The sequence below is a fragment of the Pseudarthrobacter adonitolis genome (genome assembly GCF_055412845.1).
Window position 1 is genome coordinate 42,303 of record NZ_JBVAYW010000003.1, and the last position, 17,150, is coordinate 59,452.

The window sequence follows — 17,150 nt, forward strand, 5'->3', positions numbered from 1 at the left end:
ACTCAGGAAGCCTGAGCTGAGCGTGACCTGCCGACGTCGGCGATGAAGGACCGGATGGCACGGTCACCTTCGGCAGAGTCCTGGGGCCGGTGCCCACCCGCAGCGATGCGGTGCAGGGCACCGGTTTCCTGCAGATATCCGGCAATTTCCTCGTAGAGCGGTTCCCAGCCACCCGTCAGGACCATGGTGGGGACGCCCGGAACAATGTGCAGCGGGGCATCCCAGGACGGCGCCTGCAACCGGAGCCGGCGCGCTGACCGTTTTTCCTCCGGCGTGGCGGACTCCTGCAGGTCCGCCGCGAACATTCTCCGCACGAACTCACGCTGAAAATCTTCATCACTGAGTTGGTGCCGGACGTCGAACAGCGGTTGCATCAGTGCCCTGTGGGCAGACGTGGCCGGAAGTTCGGCGGTCAGGGACAAGCACGCCGGTTCTGCCAGCGTGAGGGAAAACACCAGATCGGGGCGTTCGACGGCGGCCATCATGGCCGCGATGGCGCCCTGGGCATGGGCAACAACATGGCCGCCGGCGGCACCGCGGCCGTCCTCGGCCAGTGAGCGCAGGATGATGGCGGTGTCGTCGGCGAACGAGGACTCCACGGGTTCAGCGACGGGGTCAAAGCCGTGCCGCCGCAGGAACAGGGCGTCGTACGTCAGCGCCATTCCGTGCTGGCGCGGCCACGCCGCCGCACCGAAAGGTCCGGCGCCGTGCACGAACACTACCCGCTGTTTGAACATGACCCAACCCTATTCCACGGCGCCGACATCCCAATTGGGCAGCGGTAAGTGTCGTTATGAGTGCTCAAAACGACACCTGCTGCTACCCAGTCGGGAGAGGTGGTTACTTGCCGAGGAACTTGTCGAATCCCTTGGGCAGGTTCAGCTGCGAAGGGTCGAAGTCGCCGCCCTGCTGGCCGAACGCTGCCCCCGTGGGGAGAGCCTTCGCCGCGCCGGCCCGCCGTTCCTCGGCGTCCTTGAGCTCCTGGGCAGCTTTGGCAGGGTTGCCTGAGCGGGCCTTCTTCTTCGGGGCGTTCTTGCCGCCCTTCCGCGCACCGCCGGGGCCGCCCATACCGGGCATCCCGGGCATTCCCGGCATGCCGCCGCCCTGGGCCATCTTCTTCATCATCTTCTGCGCCTGGCCGAAGCGCTCCAGCAGGCCGTTGACCTCGGAGACATGCACGCCTGAACCGCGGGCGATGCGTGCCCGGCGGGAGCCGTTGATGATCTTCGGGGCGACGCGTTCGTGCGGGGTCATGGAACGGACGATCGCTTCGACGCGGTCGATCTCGCGCTCGTCAAAGTTTTCCAGCTGCTCGCGGATGTTCTGCGCTCCGGGCATCATCATGAGCATCTTCTTCATGGAGCCCATGTTGCGGATCTGCTGCATCTGGGAGAGGAAGTCGTCCAGGGTGAAGTCTTCCTGGTCGGCGAACTTCTTCGCCATCCGGGCGGCTTCGTCCTTGTCCCAGTTCTTCTCGGCCTGCTCAATCAGGGTGAGGACGTCACCCATGTCCAGGATGCGGGAGGCCATGCGGTCCGGGTGGAACAGCTCAAAGTCATCCACGCCTTCGCCGGTGGAGGCGAACATAACCGGCTTACCGGTGACCGACGCAACCGACAGTGCGGCACCGCCGCGGGCGTCGCCGTCGAGCTTTGACAGCACGATTCCGGTGAAGTTCACACCCTCGTCAAACGCCACAGCCGTGTTCACGGCGTCCTGTCCGATCATGGCGTCGATCACGAACAGCACTTCGTTGGGGACGATGGCGCGGCGGATCTCGCGCGCCTGCTCCATCATCTCGGCATCAACACCGAGGCGCCCGGCGGTGTCAACAATCACGACATCGTGCAGCTTCTGGCGCGCTTCCTCGACGCCGGCGCGGGCGACAGCGACCGGGTCACCGGCGGGGTGCTCCAGTTCCGAGGTGGCTCCGGGATGCGGCGCGAAAACAGGAACGCCGGCACGCTTGCCGACAACCTGGAGCTGGGTGACGGCATTGGGCCGCTGGAGATCACATGCCACCAGGAGAGGGCTGTGGCCTTGAGCCTTGAGCCATTTGGAGAGCTTGCCCGCGAGGGTGGTCTTACCGGCACCCTGGAGGCCAGCCAACATGATGATGGTGGGGCCGGTCTTGGCCAGGCGGATGCGGCGGGTCTCGCCACCGAGGATCTCAACGAGTTCCTCATTGACGATCTTGACGATCTGCTGGCTCGGGTTCAGCGCCCCCGCTACTTCTGCCCCGAGGGCACGCTCACGGACGCGGGCCGTAAACTCACGCACCACGGCAACGGCAACATCGGCATCCAGGAGGGCGCGGCGGATCTCCCGGACTGTGGCATCGACGTCGGCCTCAGTGAGGCGGCCCTTGCCACGGAGATTCTTGAAGGTTGCTGTCAACCGGTCAGAGAGTGAATTGAACACGCGCCGCGCACTTCTTTCAGTGGATTTACAGGGGGGACTCGACTATCTAGGGTACCAAGTCGGGCTTGCCGGATGGCATGCTGGCAGGGTGACGAGCCAAACAAGTGTAAAAACCCTGCTCATTCTGGGTGCCTCAGGCGATCTGACCGGCCGCCTTCTGCTGCCGGGACTGGCCCGGCTGGTGGCGTCTGGTCGCGCCGATGGCCTGAGCCTGGTGGGCGCCGGCTCGGATGCCTGGACGCCGGAACAGTGGCGGACCCGGGTCCACGAGGCCTTCGCCCCCGCTGCGGCGGCCGCCGACGCGGCTGGAAAAAAGGCGCTCACCGCCTTGGCAAAGGCCACTCCCTACCACCAGCTTGATGTTACGGCGGACGGAGCCCTAGCGGCATTGTTGGCCGGACTGGAAGGCCCCACCGCGATCTATTTTGCGTTGCCTCCCCATGTCAGCCAGCTGGCCTGCGAGTCCTTGCACCGTGACCAGGTTCCGACCGGAACACGGCTGGTAATGGAGAAGCCCTTCGGCTCCAGTGAAGCTTCGGCCCGTTCCCTTAACCACACGCTCGCCGCCCTGGTGCCGGAGGACCACATCCACCGGGTGGACCATTTCCTGGGGAAAGCGACGGTGCTGAACATCCTGGGCCTGCGCTTTGCGAACAATTTCCTGGAACCCGTCTGGAACCGCGAGCATGTGGAAAAGGTCGAGATCATCTTCGACGAGGACCTGGCGCTGGAGGGAAGGGCGAGGTATTACGACAATGCCGGCGCCCTGCGCGACATGATCCAGAGCCACCTGCTGCAGATCATGGCCCTGATGGCCATTGAGCCGCCGGCCACCATCGGGGAGCGGGACCTACGGGACGCCATCGCAGCCGTACTCCGCGCCAGCAGCATCACCGCGCCGTACGCGAAATCCACGCGCCGGGCCACGTATACAGCGGGTTCGATTGCCGGCAGGACCGTCCCGGCCTATACGCGGGAAGAAGGGGTGGACGCAGCCCGCGGGACAGAGACCCTGGCGGAAGTCCGGGTGGACATCGACAACTGGCGCTGGAAGGGGGTCCCGTTCATCCTGCGTTCGGGCAAGGCCCTCGGGGTGAAACGCAAGGAGGCCGTTGTCACCTTCCGCCCCGTCCCGCATCTTCCGGCAGGATTCACGGGCGTGGACTCCCCCAACCAGCTGCGGATCGGTTTCGGGCCGGATACCCTGGCGTTCGACGTCGACGTCAATGGCCCCGGCAGCATCTTCAGCCTGAGCCGCACAACGTTGAATGCGGAGCTGAGCGCGTCTGAGCTGCTGCCCTATGGCGAAGTGCTGGAGGGCGTCCTGAGCGGCGATCCGCTGCTCTCGGTGCGCGGCGACACCGCGGAGGACTGCTGGCGGATTCTTGAGCCCGTGCTGAAGGCCTGGCAGCGGGGCACGGTGCCGCTGGAAAAGTACGACGCCGGTTCGGCCGGTCCCGCCGGATGGCCAGGTTCCGCGGCGGCTGGCTAAGCGGTGGCCGGTTAAGCGGCGGCTGAGTAGGCCACAACAAAGAGAGCGGGCAGGGAACCTTTGAGGTTCCCTGCCCGCTCTTTGGTGTGGGATGTATAACTTGTGGAACAGCTAGATGGCGGCGACGCCGCGTTCTCCGGTCCGGACCCTGACGGCTTCGAAGACGTCCACGGTCCAGACCTTGCCATCGCCCGCGCGGCCGGTGTTGGAGCTGGCGATGATGACGTCCAGGATGTCATCTGCCTGTTCGTCCGTGGCGAGGACTTCAACCCGGATCTTGGGCAGGAGGTCCACGTTGTATTCAGCTCCGCGGTAGACCTCCGTGTAGCCGCGCTGGCGGCCGTAGCCGCTGGCCGCGCTGACCGTCAGCCCCTGGACACCGTAGGACTCCAGGCCTTCCCGGATGGCTTCGAGCTTCTCCGGGCGGACGATAGCTGTGATCAGTTTCATGCTTCCACGCTTTCCTTGCCCGCTGCCGGCTCAGCCTTCTTCGCGCCGGCCGCTTGGCCGTCAGCAGCCGAGCCCTTGCCCGTGATCAGCTCGTGGAGCGGCTGGAAGCTCCCGCCGTGGCCGCCCACTCCGAACTCGTACGCCGTCTCGGCGTGCAGGCTGAGGTCAACACCAACGACTTCCTGCTCCTGCGAAACACGGAAGCCCATGGTCTTGTGGATAGCGAAGGCGATGATCGCCGTGAGGATTGCCGAGTACGCGATGGCGATGCCTGCTGCTGCCAGCTGGGCCCAAAGCTGGGCCGCGCCGCCGCCGTAAAAGAGGCCGCCGCCCACACCGTCGGTGGGGAGGGCGATGAAGCCCAGGACAACCGTTCCGATGACGCCGGAGACCAGGTGCACGCCCACAACATCCAGGGAGTCATCGAAGCCCCAGCGGAACTTGAGGCCGACGGCCAGGGCCGAGGCGACACCGGCGATGACGCCGAGACCGAGGGCGCCCACCGGGCTGACGTTGGCACAGGCCGGGGTGATGGCGACCAGGCCGGCAACCACGCCGGAAGCTGCGCCCAGGGAGGTGGGGTGGCCGTCGCGGATACGTTCGGTGACAAGCCAGCCGAGCATTGCCGCAGCCGGGGCTGCGAGCGTGTTGACCCAGATCAGGCCGCCCTGCTCAGCAGTGGTGGCCGCGCCGCCGTTGAAGCCGAACCAGCCGAACCACAAGATGGCTGCACCGAGCATAACGAACGGGATGTTGTGCGGGCGGTGGTTGGGGTCCTTGCCGAAGCCGCGGCGGTTGCCGATGATCAGGACCAGTACGAGGGCTGCCACACCGGCGTTGATGTGGACCACGGTGCCGCCGGCGAAGTCGATGGCCGGGCCGAGAGCCTGGCCAATGGCGCCTTCGGGGCCGAAGAGGCCGCCGCCCCAGACCATGTAGGCCAGGGGGCAGTAAACGAGGGTGACCCAGACGGGGACGAAGACGGACCAGGCGCCGAACTTGGCGCGGTCAGCGATCGCGCCACTGATGAGGGCGACGGTGATGATGGCGAAGGTGGCGGCGTAGCCGACCTTGATGAGCCCGTCCGGTGTGGTGATGCCTTCAAGGCCGAAGGTGGCGAACGGGTTCCCGACAATCTGCAGGAAGCCCTCGCCGGAGCTCATCGAAGCGCCCCAGAGGACCCAGACCACGCCGACCATGCCGATGGAGATGAAGCTCATCATCATCATGTTCAGTGCAGCTTTGGCGCGCGTCATGCCGCCGTAGAAAAATGCCAGACCTGGTGTCATGAACAGCACGAGTGCTGCCGCCACCATGAGCCATACGTGACCTGCGGTAAGTTCCATGGTGCACGTCCTCCCTATGATCGATGCTGCGGAATGCTCCGCCTTACTAACGCCTTTTGCGTCCTGCATCGAGTCTGTCGCTGCCGTGTTTCGCCCGCAGAGGATTTACATTGCCGGATTGTTACAACAACCTCCCGGAAGTAAATGGTGCATATCCTGCTTGTTACGGTTATGTTTCATCACTTCCCCCGCCACCGGCTGCCTACTATGCAAGGAACACCTCCCCATGACGGCACCCTCCCGTGTGAGCCGCGCCACTATGCGGATCTTGTCGGTTGTCCGCCCGCAGCGGCCCAGACTTCCGCGCGACATCAAGGTGATGCTCGCTGCGGCGTTCCTGATTGCCCTCGGTTTTGGGCTGGTGGCGCCGGTTTTGCCCCAGTTCGCCACCACTTTCGACGTCGGGGCAACGGCCGCCGCCGTGATCGTGAGCATTTTCGCCTTCATGCGGCTGGTGTTCGCGCCGGCCGGCGGGGCCTTGATCGGCCGGTGGGGTGAGCGGCCGGTCTATGTGGCGGGGCTGCTGATTGTGGCGGCATCAACCGCGGCGTGCGCCTTTGCCCAGGACTATTGGCAACTCCTGGTCTTCCGGGGGCTTGGCGGCGTGGGCTCGGTGATGTTCACTGTGGCCTCCATGGCCCTTGTGGTGCGGCTGGCGCCGCCGGAAAGCCGGGGCAGGGTGTCCGGCGCATATGCGTCCGCGTTCCTGATCGGCAGCGTCCTGGGCCCGGTGGTGGGTGGCCTGCTCGCCGGATTCGGCTTGCGGGTACCGTTCCTTGGCTACGCGGGCGCGCTGGTCCTTGCTGCCGCGGTGGTGCAGACCCAGCTCAGCCACGCGCCGTCCGCGGCCCGGTCCGCAGTGAGCCGCGCCCCTGACATGCCGTTCGCCGAGGCCTGGGGGGTTGGTGTGTACCGCTCGGCGCTGCTGTCCAGCTTCGCCAACGGCTGGGCCACGTTCGGTGTGCGGATGGCCACCGTCCCGCTGTTTGCCGTTGCTGCGCTCGGCGCCGGTCCTGAGGCTGCCGGCCTTGCGCTGGCCGTTTTTGCTGCGGGCAATGCCGCCGCGCTGACGTTCTCCGGCCGGCTGGCAGACAGCCTGGGCCGGCGGCCATTGATGGTCGTTGGGCTCTTGGTCGCCGGGCTCGCCACGGCCGCCATCGGCTTCACGTCCCACCTGGGGTGGTTCCTCGCCGCGTCGGTTGTGGCCGGGGTGGGGTCCGGCCTGCTGGGACCTGCCCAGCAGGCCGCCGTCGCGGATGTCATCGGCAACGAGCGGTCCGGCGGGCGCGTCCTGGCCGCGTACCAGATGACCTCGGACGTCGGGGCGATTGCCGGACCGGTGCTGGTGGGGGTGCTGGCGGACCGGCTGGGCTACGGCTGGGCATTCGGCGTCACCGGCGGTGTGCTGGTGCTCGCGGCGGCCTGCTGGGTCCCTATCCGCGAGACTTCTTCGCGGCATGAAGAGGACCCGCAAGGCCTGTCCCGGTAGCCGACAGTTCACATGCTTTGGTTAGGCTTGACCTTAAGCCACCCAAACGTTGGAGAAACCTGCATGTCCAATTCCGATCCTTTACCCCCCGACCTTCCTGCCACGAAGAGACGCGGCCGTGACAAGCGCGGCTTCCGTAAGTGGTGGCCGTTTGCGCTGATCGCCATAGTGGTTGTTGCCGCCCTTGTACTGGCTACGCAGCTGTTCCGCCCGGATGCTTCCGCCCAGGTGGCTGAAGAGCCAACCCCTTCTGCGGCGCCTACAAGCACAACGGCCCTTCCGCCGGCCCCCGCTGTGACCTACTACGACCAGGCCGGACCGCCGGCCGGATCGCCGTTGACTCCCGTTGAGCCGCTCAGCGTGAAGGTGTCCGGGGAGCAGGTAGGGAGCTCGCTACCGACGGGACTGACAGGGATCTCACTCGAGGCCACTGATCTCGGCGACGGAGACCTCAGCAGCAGCAATGCATCCATGGTCAAGCTGCTCAACGATCTCGACCAGCCGGTGTTGCGCTTTGGAGGGAACGCCGTGGACCGAAGGTTTTTCTGGACGTCCGCCAATGAGCCGATTCCGGCTGGCTACTCGGGCGATGCAGCGCATCCTGTCCGCGCCGTGGGACCGGCAGACCTGAGTCGCCTCAATACGTTGCTGGAAGCCACCGGAGCAAGGGTGAGCCTCACCGTCGATCTTGGCCACTACGACCCGACGCGTGCGGCAGACATGATGAAGCACGCCACCGCCATCCTAGGAGAGCGGCTGCTGAGCGTCACTGTGGGCAACGAACCCAACGGATTTGTCGACAACGGTGTGCGCAAGGACAGCTACAGCCTCGAAAAGTACCTGACGGAACTCCAGGCGTATGCCAAGGCCATCTACGCTGTGGCCCCGAACCTGCCTATCGCAGGGCCGGGCGCCTATGACCAGAAGTGGTGGCAGCCCTTTATCGACGCCGACATTCCGCAAAAGAAGATCCTCACCTTCCACCACTATCCGTTATACAGCTGCGATGGAAGTGACCCTAAAGGCTCACCTACTATGGCCAATCTGATGAACCAACTGATGCACGACCGCGCCGCGGACTACCACCAGGCAGCTTTGAAGGCGGGCACTGCAGCGGGCCTGGAAACCTGGCTGCCCGAGACAGGCATCGCTGCCTGCCCTGGCTCGAACGAGACATCAAAGACGCACGCTTCGGCCCTCTGGACGGTTGATTACGCTCTCAACGCCGCCCAACTGGGGATCACTCAGGTCGGCTTCCACAGTTCCATGCTCACCTGCAAGGGCGGGCCTCCCATGTCAGCGATCTGCAGCGCGGGAGGCTACCCGCAGGGCAACGGAGATATGTCTGGCCGCGCCAACTTCTTCGGGATTTCCATCCTGGCGGGTATTGGTGAGGGCAAGTTTCTCAAGGTAGCGAGCAGCGGCGGCGGCTTGGCGTTCAGCTACGCATTGCAGAACCCCAACGGCAGCACCACTGTGGTGATCATCAGCGAGAACAACCCCGAAACGGCAGCCCAGATGGATGCAACCATCACGCTTCCGGGGAGGCCCCTGACCGGGACAATGAGCCAGCTCACCGGACCGAGCTACGCAGCTCAGGATGCGACGCTTATTGACGGTGCCCGCACCGAGCCGCGGCCCATCGCCGATCGCCTGACTGTGCCTGGCTTCGAATATGGGGAAAGCACGCAGAAGATCAAGCTCACCGCCGGGACCGTGACTGTGCTGAACTTTACGTACTGACCCACCTACTGACGCAACGAGGGGTGAGATCCCGCCGCCACAGCTTCGGCTTAGCGGCGGGATCTCACCCCTCATTTGTGTAAACCCAGTGTTTGGGTAAACCCGGTTCCTAGTTCAGCAGGGCGTCTACAAAGCTCTCAACTTCAAACGGAGCCAGGTCATCGGCCCCTTCGCCAAGTCCGATCAGCTTGACCGGCACACCGAGTGATTTTTGGATGGCCACCACGATGCCACCCTTGGCGGTCCCGTCCAGTTTGGTCAGGACAATGCCGGTGATGTTCACTACCTCCGAGAAGACCCGGGCCTGGTTCAGGCCGTTCTGGCCTGTGGTGGCATCCAGCACCAGCAGGACCTCATCAACCTCCGCCAGCTTCTCGATGACGCGCTTGACCTTGCCAAGTTCGTCCATCAGCCCGGTCTTGTTCTGCAGGCGGCCCGCGGTGTCGATCATGACAACATCGACTTCCTGCTCGATACCGGCCTTGACCGCCTCATAGGCGACGGACGCTGGGTCTGCGCCGTCGACGTCGGACTTCACGGTGGGAACACCCACACGCTGGCCCCACGTGGCCAACTGTTCGGCGGCTGCCGCGCGGAACGTGTCCGCCGCGCCCAGCAGGACGTCCTTGTCCTCGGCAACGAGCACGCGGGCCAGCTTGCCCACGGTGGTGGTCTTCCCCACGCCGTTGACGCCTACCACCAGCACGATGGCCGGCTTGTCCGCGTGCCTGTCGGTGCGCAGTGCGCGGTCCATGGTGGGATCCACCAGCTTGATCAGTTCCTCGCGGAGCAGTGCCTTGACCTGCTCGGGAGTCCTGGTGCCGAGTACTTTAACGCGCTCCCGGAGGGCATCGACCAGCTGCATGGTGGGTTCAGTGCCGAGGTCGGCCAGAAGGAGGGTCTCCTCCACTTCATCCCAGACGTTCTCGTCGATCTTGTCGCTGGACAGCAACGCAAGCAGGCTCTTGCCGAGGATGTTATTCGACCGGACCAGACGCTCGCGAAGGCGGGTCAGGCGGCCGGCAACGGGAAGAGGGGTCTCAACCTGGATGGTTTCCAGGCCTGCCACGTCGTCAGGAACATCGGTGACTTCGAGGTCTTCGAGGTCGACGCCGGCGGGGGCGTTGCGCTCGGCCGGAACCACGGGCGCGTCCTCGAGCAGTGTTCCCCCGCCGGCGACGGGATCGTTGGCGTCACGCGTCCCGGGGTACTGGGTGATGTTCTTCCGCGTCTTCAACAGGACCGGGATCAGCCCGCCAATAACCGCCAGGGCAGCAACAATGGACAGAATAATGGGGAGGATGTCATTCACTCCCCTAGCTTCTCACAAACGTGGCAAGCATTCGGGGCTGCCACCTGAGCGGACGCTATACGTCGGCGCCCAGCCGCTGGCTAATGACGGTGGACACGCCATCGCCGCGCATGGTGACACCGTAGAGCGCATCAGCCACTTCCATGGTCCGTTTCTGATGGGTGATCACGATCAGCTGGCTGGACTCCCGGAGCTCTTCGAAGATGGTGATGAGCCGGCCGAGGTTGGTGTCATCAAGGGCCGCTTCGACCTCGTCCATGACATAGAACGGCGAGGGGCGGGCCTTGAAGATGGCCACCAACAGAGCGACGGCGGTGAGGGACCGTTCGCCTCCCGACAGCAGTGAGAGCCGCTTGATCTTCTTACCGGCCGGTCGCGCTTCGACTTCGATTCCGGTGGTGAGCATGTCCGAAGGGTCGGTCAGGACCAGCCGGCCTTCGCCGCCGGGAAAGAGTCGCTCAAACACGTGGACGAACTGGTCCCGTGTGTCCTCAAAGGCCTCGGTAAAGACCCGCTGGACCCGATCATCCACTTCCTTGATGATGTCCAACAGGTCCTTGCGGCTGGATTTCAGGTCCGCCAGCTGGGTGTTGAGGAACTGGTGGCGTTCCTCCAAGGCCGCAAACTCCTCCAACGCCAGCGGGTTGACCTTGCCCAGGGCTGACAGGTCCCTTTCGGCTTTGCGGAGACGTTTCTCCTGCTCGTCCCTGACAAAGGGTTTGCCTTCGGGGACCGGTGTGCCGTCATCGTCCACGGGTGTCCGCAGGGCCGCCCATTTGTCCCCGCTTTCCTCTGCGGGGACGGGCACGGGAACGTCCGGGCCGAAGTCCGCCACCAGGACGTCGGGGGTGATCCCGAGTTCCTCGACGGAACGTGTTTCCAGGGCTTCGATCCGTGCCCGCTGCTGGGCGCGGGCCAGTTCGTCACGGTGAACCGAGTCCGTCAGTTCTGCCAGCTCGCGGGCCAGGGAGTCATTGGTTGTCCGGGTCTCCAGCAGTGCACGGTCCCGCTCTTCCCGGTTCTCTTCGGCGAGGTCGCGTTCATGCCGGGCCAGTTCAACGGACACGTCGATGAACCGGATTGCCAGCTCCACCGCAGCGGAGACGGCGGCTGCCCGTCTGGCCTGGATCCGACGGCGGCGCGCCCGTTCGGCAGCCTCTTCACGTGCCCGGCGTTCGGTGGCCGCTGCCCGCTCCAGCGATAGGGCCCGGTTGCGGGTGGCGGTCAGCTGCTCTTCCGTGCTGCGGAGCGACAGCCTCGCGTCCATCTCCGCAGACCTGGCCAGCGACGCCGCCAGTGCGAGGGCATCACGCTGTTCGGTGGCGGGTTCATCTTCGGCCGGCGCCTCCTGCGCCGCAGCCAGCCGCGCCGCAACGGCGGCGAGCGCCTGCTCCTCTGTCACAACATTGGCCTCCGCCCTTGCCAGCGAGGAGGCCAGCCTGTCGCTTTCGCCGACGGCGCTGCGCAGGATGGAGTTCAGGTGGCCGAGCCTTTCGGCCACGGCCGCGAGCCGGGCGTCGGAATCGTGCAGGCGGTCCAGGGCAGCCTCGGCCCTCGTCCGGGCTTCGGCGCGCCGGACCTCGGCGCCGGCCAGGGCGAACCTGTTCCGTTCCAGATCCGCGGTGACAACGGCCAGCCGGGCCTCGGCGTCGTCCACGGCGGCCTGCACCTCAAGCAAGGACGGCGCCTTCGCCGAGCCTCCAGTCACCGTGAGGGCGGTAAACACGTCCCCGGCCCGGGTCACGGCCGTCACGTCCGGGCGTTCGGGAACCAGCAGCCCGGCACCATCCAGGTCTTCAACAACTGCCACACCGGTCAGGAGCGCGGCCACCGCGCGTGCGGGCCCGCCCCCGGCGGATACCAGGTCCACAGCCCAGCACGCGCCCGCCGGCAGGGGTCCGCCCGTGGCGGAGTTTGCGTCCGGCATGGTTGCAGCAGACGCCAGCAGCAGGGAGGCACGCCCCGCATCGTCGTCCTTCAGTAGCTGCACCACGACGGCGGCCACGTCAGGATCCCGGACCACTATCGATTCGGAGGCGTCGCCCAGCGCCGCGGCAATCGCAGTCTCGTAACCCGGCTGAATGGTGAGAGCCGAGGCAAGCGTGCCCACAACACCGTCCAGTCCGGAGTTGAGGGCGTGCGCCGTGCCGTCTTTGCGGTTAAGGCCAAGCTGCAGCGCATCCCGGCGGGCCACAAGGGCGTCACGCTCTCGGACGGTTTCTCCCCCCGCAGCGGTCAGGTCGGCAATCTCCTGCACGACGGCGTCGAGCACTGCGCTGGCGTCCTCGTAGTCGGCGTCGAGGCTTTCCTCACCTTCCTCGACCCCCGCCACCTGGGTTTCCAGGGCGGTGAACTCGGACTGGGCCCGGCGGCGGCGTTCCTCTCCGGCGGCGAGTGACTCCCGCAGCCTGCCCAGCTCGGCCTGCGCGGATTCAACCCGCGATCTTGCCGCACCAACGGCTCCGGCAAGCTTCGCCAGACCCTCGCGGCGGTCAGCGGCCGCGCGGAGGACGGCAGTGAGCCTTTTCTCCTCGGCAGACGCCTCGAGTTCGGCCCCGTTCTTCGCCGCCGTCGCTGAGTCCAGCGCGCTGCGCCGGTCAAGGATGTGGCGCTCCAGCTCCGTCAGCTCATCCCGGACACGGCCGGCCTGGCGTTCCAGCTGCTCAGGATCCCTGCCCGAGTACGGTTCAGCATCAACGGCGCCCAGCAGCCGGCCGCGTTCCTGGGCCAGCGACCCCAGGGAACGGAGCCGTTCCCTGGAAGCGGAGAGCCGGTACCAGGTATCCCGCGCGGCGTTGAGCTTGGGTGTGGCCTCGGCTGCGTGCTGTTCCACAGCTGCCTGTTGACGGCGCCCCGCCTCAAGCTGCAGCTCCACCACCGCGCGGCGGGCCTTCAGGGCCGTTTCGTCGGCCACGTCCTGCTCTAGTGAATTCTGTTGCTGGACAAGGTCGTCGGCCAACAGCCGTGCGCGCGCGTCCCGGACGTCGAATTGGACCCGCTGGGCGCGGCGCGCCACATCAGCCTGCTTGCCGAGTGGCGTGAGCTGGCGCCTGATCTCCCCCGTCAGGTCGCTCAGCCGCTGCAGGTTTGCCTGCATGGCTTCAAGCTTGCGGACCGTTTTTTCCTTGCGGCGGCGGTGCTTGAGGATCCCGGCCGCTTCCTCGATGAAGCCGCGGCGGTCCTCCGGGGTGGCGTGCAGGACCTTGTCCAGCTGACCCTGGCCCACAATGACGTGCATTTCCCGCCCCATACCGGAATCCGAGAGCAGTTCCTGGATGTCGAGCAAGCGGCAGCTGGCACCGTTAATAGCGTATTCAGAGCCCCCGGTGCGGAAGAGGGTCCGCGAGATAGTGACCTCGCTGTACTCGATGGGCAGTGCGCCGTCGGTGTTGTCGATGGTCAGGGAGACGTGGGCCCGGCCCAGCGGCGGCCGCCCGGAAGTCCCCGCAAAAATGACGTCCTCCATTTTGCCGCCGCGGAGCGTTTTGGCTCCCTGCTCCCCCATCACCCAGGAGAGGGCGTCCACCACGTTGGACTTGCCGGAACCATTCGGCCCCACCACTGCCGTGACTCCTGGCTCAAAATCGAAGGTTGTGGCCGACGCGAACGACTTGAACCCACGGACGGTAAGGCTTTTGAGGTGCAAGGTGTTTCTGTTCTCCTGAGTGGCTGAAGCGGCTGCTTTGCTTTCCCAAATCTACTGCGTTCTGGCGGAATTCCGCGGATTTGGGGCCTGTCCCTATACCGGATCCAGCGGCCGATCACGGCCGGCGCCGGCGAGGCGGACTACCAGCGGCCGTTGCGCGGGCGCGGCTGACAGACCGGGCAGGAGTATGAGGAGCGGTTCATGAACTGCTCGCGGCGGATCCTGGCGTTAATTCCGACGGCGGCACAACGGCTGCAGGGTTTACCTTCCCGCCCGTAGGCGTTCAGGGAGCGGTCGAAGTAACCAGAGGCCCCGTTGACGTTGACGTACAACGAATCGAAGCTGGTGCCACCGGCAGCCAGAGCGTCCAGCATGACCTCGCGCGCGCTGGTGATGAGCCGTTCCGCGTCGACGCGGCGCAACGTATCGGTGGGCCTGGCGTAGTGCAGCTTTGCCCGCCACAGGGCCTCGTCGGCATATATGTTGCCGATTCCTGAGACGAGTCCCTGGTCCAACAGGGCGCGTTTGAGGCCCGTCTTGCGCTTCCGCAGCCGGCTGTAAAAAAGGTCAAAGGAAAACGCCGGGTCCAGGGGGTCGCGGGAGATGTGGGACGCTTCCACGGCGATCAGCGCAACGGGAGATTCCGCCTGGCCGCCCGGGCCGCCGTCGTCCGTGGGAACCATGCCGGTGACGAACAACCCGCCGAAAATCCGCTGGTCAACAAACCTGAGTTGTTCGGGCATTCCGGCCAGGGGGCTCAGGCGCAGCCTGACCTTGAGGTGTTTCTCGTCCGGCATTGCGCTGTCCTGCATCAGGAGCTGGCCGCTCATTCCGAGGTGGGCCACGAGGGCGACAGGCGGTGCGCCGGCGGCGTCGGCAGTCTCGCTCAGCGGCATCCACAGGAATTTTCCGCGGCGCACCACGTCCACAACCGTGGTGCCCTGGAGGTTGCCCTTGAAGTCCTCGGGGCCCAGGGCATGCCTGCGGAGGGAGCGCGGGTCCAGCACCTCAACCGATGTGATGGTCCGGCCGCGGAGCCAACTCACCAGTCCGCGGCGGACCACTTCAACTTCAGGCAGTTCGGGCACGGCTCTGCCTAGACGCTGCGGGAGGACTCTGGTGACGCGCCCTCCGATGCTGAGGCAGCGGCGGCTCCCGCGGTTCCGGAGAGCTGACGCCAGGCGTCCGCGGCAGCTTCCTGCTCCGCTTCCTTCTTCGAGTGGCCTGATCCGTTGCCGTATGGTTTGCCACCGATATTCAGGACAGCTGTGAAGGTTCGGGCGTGGTCCGGCCCTGCCCCCTCAACGGCGTAGTAGATAGTGCCAAGCTGCCGGCCGGCGGCCAGTTCCTGGATGCTGGTTTTCCAGTCCGTGCCGGCGCCGAGTGCGGCCGCATCCTTGAGGAGCGGGCCAATCAGGCGCATGACCAATTGGCGGGCAGTCTCGATGTCGTTGGACACGTAGGTGGCGCCAATGAGTGCTTCCATGGTGTCCGCCAGGATCGAGGCCTTGTTCTTGCCCTCGGTGAGCTTTTCGCCCTGCCCCAGGTAGATGTAGTCTCCGATGCCGAGGCTTCGGCCGATGCCGGCGAGGGCGCGCGTGCTGACAACCGCAGAGCGGCGTTTGGCAAGGTCACCTTCGGGCAGGGTGGGGTTGTCCCGGTACAGGGCATCGGTCACGGAGAAGCCCAGGATGGAGTCGCCCAGGAATTCGAGCCGCTCGTTGGTGGGGATGCCGCCGTTTTCGTAGGCGTAGGAACGGTGCGTGAGAGCAAGACGAAGCGTCCCGGCGTCAATGGAGACACCGAGACGCTTCAGAAGCTCTTCAGTTGAAGACATCATGTCAGCCCAAGCGGCCGATTAGACGTCTGCGACCTTGCGGCCCTTGTACTCAAGGAACAACGCAGTGCCAGCCGAGTCGGTGACGACCTTCGCCTGGTGCGGCAGGCTGTAAGTAACCTGGCCGTTCTCTACGGTCTTCACCAGGTGGGGGGCAGTTGCCTTCCACTGGGAGCGGCGGGCGCGGGTATTCGAGCGAGACATTTTCCGCTTGGGAACAGCCACGGCTAACTCATTTCTCTCTAGACAAACACGTACAAATCAATTTTGCCGGTCAGGCTTAGCCATATCAGCTAGGGCAGCCCAGCGAGGATCCAAGACCTCGTGGTGGTGCCCCGGCTCGTCTTCCAGGCGAATTCCGCATTCGGAACAAAGGCCCTGGCAGTCTTCCCGGCACACCGGCTGGAACGGCAGCATGGTTACAACTGCGTCCCGCAACACCGGTTCAAGATCGATCAGATCGCGCTCGACTCGATATTGCTCTTCTTCGTCTTCTTCGTCCGACAGCACAACGCCCTCGTAGAAGAATAGTTCTTGCACATTGACCTCAAGATCATACGCAAGGGGATCCAGGCATCTGCCGCATTCGCCTTTTACTTCGGCGACCGCGGTTCCTGATACCAGAATTCCTTCGTGTACGGCCTCAAGCCTCAAATCCAGCTCGATATCCGAGCCTTCCTGAACGCCAATGAGTGCCACGCCAAGATCACTTGGTGCGGGTACATGTTCTTTCAGTGTCCGCATGCTTCCCGGGCTGCGCCCGATATCCTTGACGTCGAACGCCAAGGGCGAACTAGCATCTCGTTTAATGAGAACTCCTGTTGAACATATGACCGACGTACCATCTTAGCCTGAAGAACCGCAGGGACTCAAACCAGGCGACGGACAGCCGTCGAAGTACCGGACTAGCCTACCCTCTTGGCAGTTGATCAGGTGCAGACTCGCCAGCGAGCAACCTTTTATGTACCGAACGGGGCACGTAGTCGGACACGCTGCCACCCAGGCCCGCTACCTCTTTAATGAGGGTGGACGACAAATGCAGGTAGTGCGCCTCGGCCGGCAGGAACACTGTTTCCACGCCGCTGAGCTGGCGGTTCATGGTGGCCATCGGAAGTTCGTAGTCGAAGTCAGAGGATGAGCGGAGACCTTTCACGATCGCGGAGACACCGCGCTGGCGGCAGTACTCAGCCAGGAGACCATCACCCACCGGTTCCACCACAATGCCTTTCAGGGACGCCAGGGTTTCGCGCGCCATATCCAGGCGGTCCCCCAGGCTGAACCTATATTTCTTCGCATAATTGGTCGAAACCGCCACGATCACCTCATCGAAGAGGCCGGCGGCACGGGCGATGACCTCGAGATGGCCGTTGTGAATGGGGTCAAAGGATCCGGGGCAGACAGCGCGTCTCATGCA

Annotated in this window: 14 protein-coding genes; 3 read left to right on the forward strand and 11 right to left on the reverse strand. The window is 65.0% G+C overall.

Annotated features, from left to right (window positions below; all coding sequences use genetic code 11):
• Positions 1–2 precede the first annotated feature (2 nt).
• On the reverse strand, positions 3–737 hold the full coding sequence (locus tag ACZYZ4_RS04945; RefSeq protein WP_463858721.1) for an alpha/beta hydrolase: 735 nt from the start codon (positions 735–737) through the stop codon (positions 3–5).
• Between the two features lie 103 nt (positions 738–840).
• Entirely contained in the window at positions 841–2,421 is a 1,581-nt protein-coding gene (ffh, locus tag ACZYZ4_RS04950) for a signal recognition particle protein (RefSeq protein WP_463858723.1), read from the reverse strand.
• A gap of 88 nt (positions 2,422–2,509) precedes the next feature.
• Between ffh and ACZYZ4_RS04955 the strand changes: the two genes are divergently transcribed.
• Complete coding sequence (locus ACZYZ4_RS04955; RefSeq protein ID WP_463858725.1) at positions 2,510–3,913, forward strand: glucose-6-phosphate dehydrogenase; 1,404 nt, start codon at positions 2,510–2,512, stop codon at positions 3,911–3,913.
• A 111-nt stretch (positions 3,914–4,024) separates the two neighbouring features.
• On the opposite strand, the gene ACZYZ4_RS04960 is transcribed toward ACZYZ4_RS04955, so the two are convergent.
• A complete protein-coding gene (locus ACZYZ4_RS04960) occupies positions 4,025–4,363 on the reverse strand; it encodes a P-II family nitrogen regulator (RefSeq protein WP_056349123.1) in 339 nt (112 codons plus the stop codon).
• Positions 4,360–5,709 (reverse strand): ammonium transporter, encoded by a 1,350-nt coding sequence (locus tag ACZYZ4_RS04965; protein ID WP_463858727.1) that lies wholly within the window; start codon positions 5,707–5,709, stop codon positions 4,360–4,362. Before ACZYZ4_RS04965 ends, ACZYZ4_RS04960 begins: the two co-directional genes overlap by 4 nt.
• 259 nt (positions 5,710–5,968) lie before the next feature.
• Here ACZYZ4_RS04965 and ACZYZ4_RS04970 point away from each other — a divergent pair, with 259 nt between their 5' ends.
• Positions 5,969–7,198, forward strand: coding sequence for an MFS transporter (locus ACZYZ4_RS04970; RefSeq protein WP_463859078.1), 1,230 nt, complete (start codon positions 5,969–5,971; stop codon positions 7,196–7,198).
• A gap of 471 nt (positions 7,199–7,669) precedes the next feature.
• The gene (locus ACZYZ4_RS04975) at positions 7,670–8,941 is read left to right on the forward strand and encodes a hypothetical protein (protein WP_463858729.1); all 1,272 of its coding nucleotides are present in this window, start codon (positions 7,670–7,672) and stop codon (positions 8,939–8,941) included.
• A gap of 109 nt (positions 8,942–9,050) precedes the next feature.
• Here the strand turns inward: ACZYZ4_RS04975 and ftsY are convergent, their stop codons facing one another.
• From ftsY to coaD, 7 genes are all read right to left on the reverse strand, one after another.
• Positions 9,051–10,253: a signal recognition particle-docking protein FtsY gene (ftsY, locus tag ACZYZ4_RS04980; RefSeq protein ID WP_463858731.1), complete on the reverse strand. Its 1,203-nt coding sequence runs from the start codon at positions 10,251–10,253 to the stop codon at positions 9,051–9,053.
• Between the two features lie 55 nt (positions 10,254–10,308).
• Positions 10,309–13,899, reverse strand: coding sequence for a chromosome segregation protein SMC (gene smc, locus ACZYZ4_RS04985; RefSeq protein ID WP_463858733.1), 3,591 nt, complete (start codon positions 13,897–13,899; stop codon positions 10,309–10,311).
• 140 nt (positions 13,900–14,039) lie between these two features.
• On the reverse strand, positions 14,040–14,987 hold the full coding sequence (gene mutM / locus ACZYZ4_RS04990; RefSeq protein WP_463858735.1) for a bifunctional DNA-formamidopyrimidine glycosylase/DNA-(apurinic or apyrimidinic site) lyase: 948 nt from the start codon (positions 14,985–14,987) through the stop codon (positions 14,040–14,042).
• Positions 14,988–14,995: 8 nt separating this feature from the next.
• On the reverse strand, positions 14,996–15,736 hold the full coding sequence (rnc, locus tag ACZYZ4_RS04995) for a ribonuclease III (protein ID WP_463859080.1): 741 nt from the start codon (positions 15,734–15,736) through the stop codon (positions 14,996–14,998).
• Between the two features lie 21 nt (positions 15,737–15,757).
• Entirely contained in the window at positions 15,758–15,961 is a 204-nt protein-coding gene (gene rpmF / locus ACZYZ4_RS05000; RefSeq protein ID WP_009356569.1) for a 50S ribosomal protein L32, read from the reverse strand.
• A gap of 36 nt (positions 15,962–15,997) precedes the next feature.
• Positions 15,998–16,522, reverse strand: coding sequence for a YceD family protein (locus ACZYZ4_RS05005; RefSeq protein ID WP_463858737.1), 525 nt, complete (start codon positions 16,520–16,522; stop codon positions 15,998–16,000).
• A gap of 124 nt (positions 16,523–16,646) precedes the next feature.
• Complete coding sequence (coaD, locus tag ACZYZ4_RS05010) at positions 16,647–17,147, reverse strand: pantetheine-phosphate adenylyltransferase (protein WP_463858739.1); 501 nt, start codon at positions 17,145–17,147, stop codon at positions 16,647–16,649.
• Between the last annotated feature and the right edge of the window lie 3 nt (positions 17,148–17,150).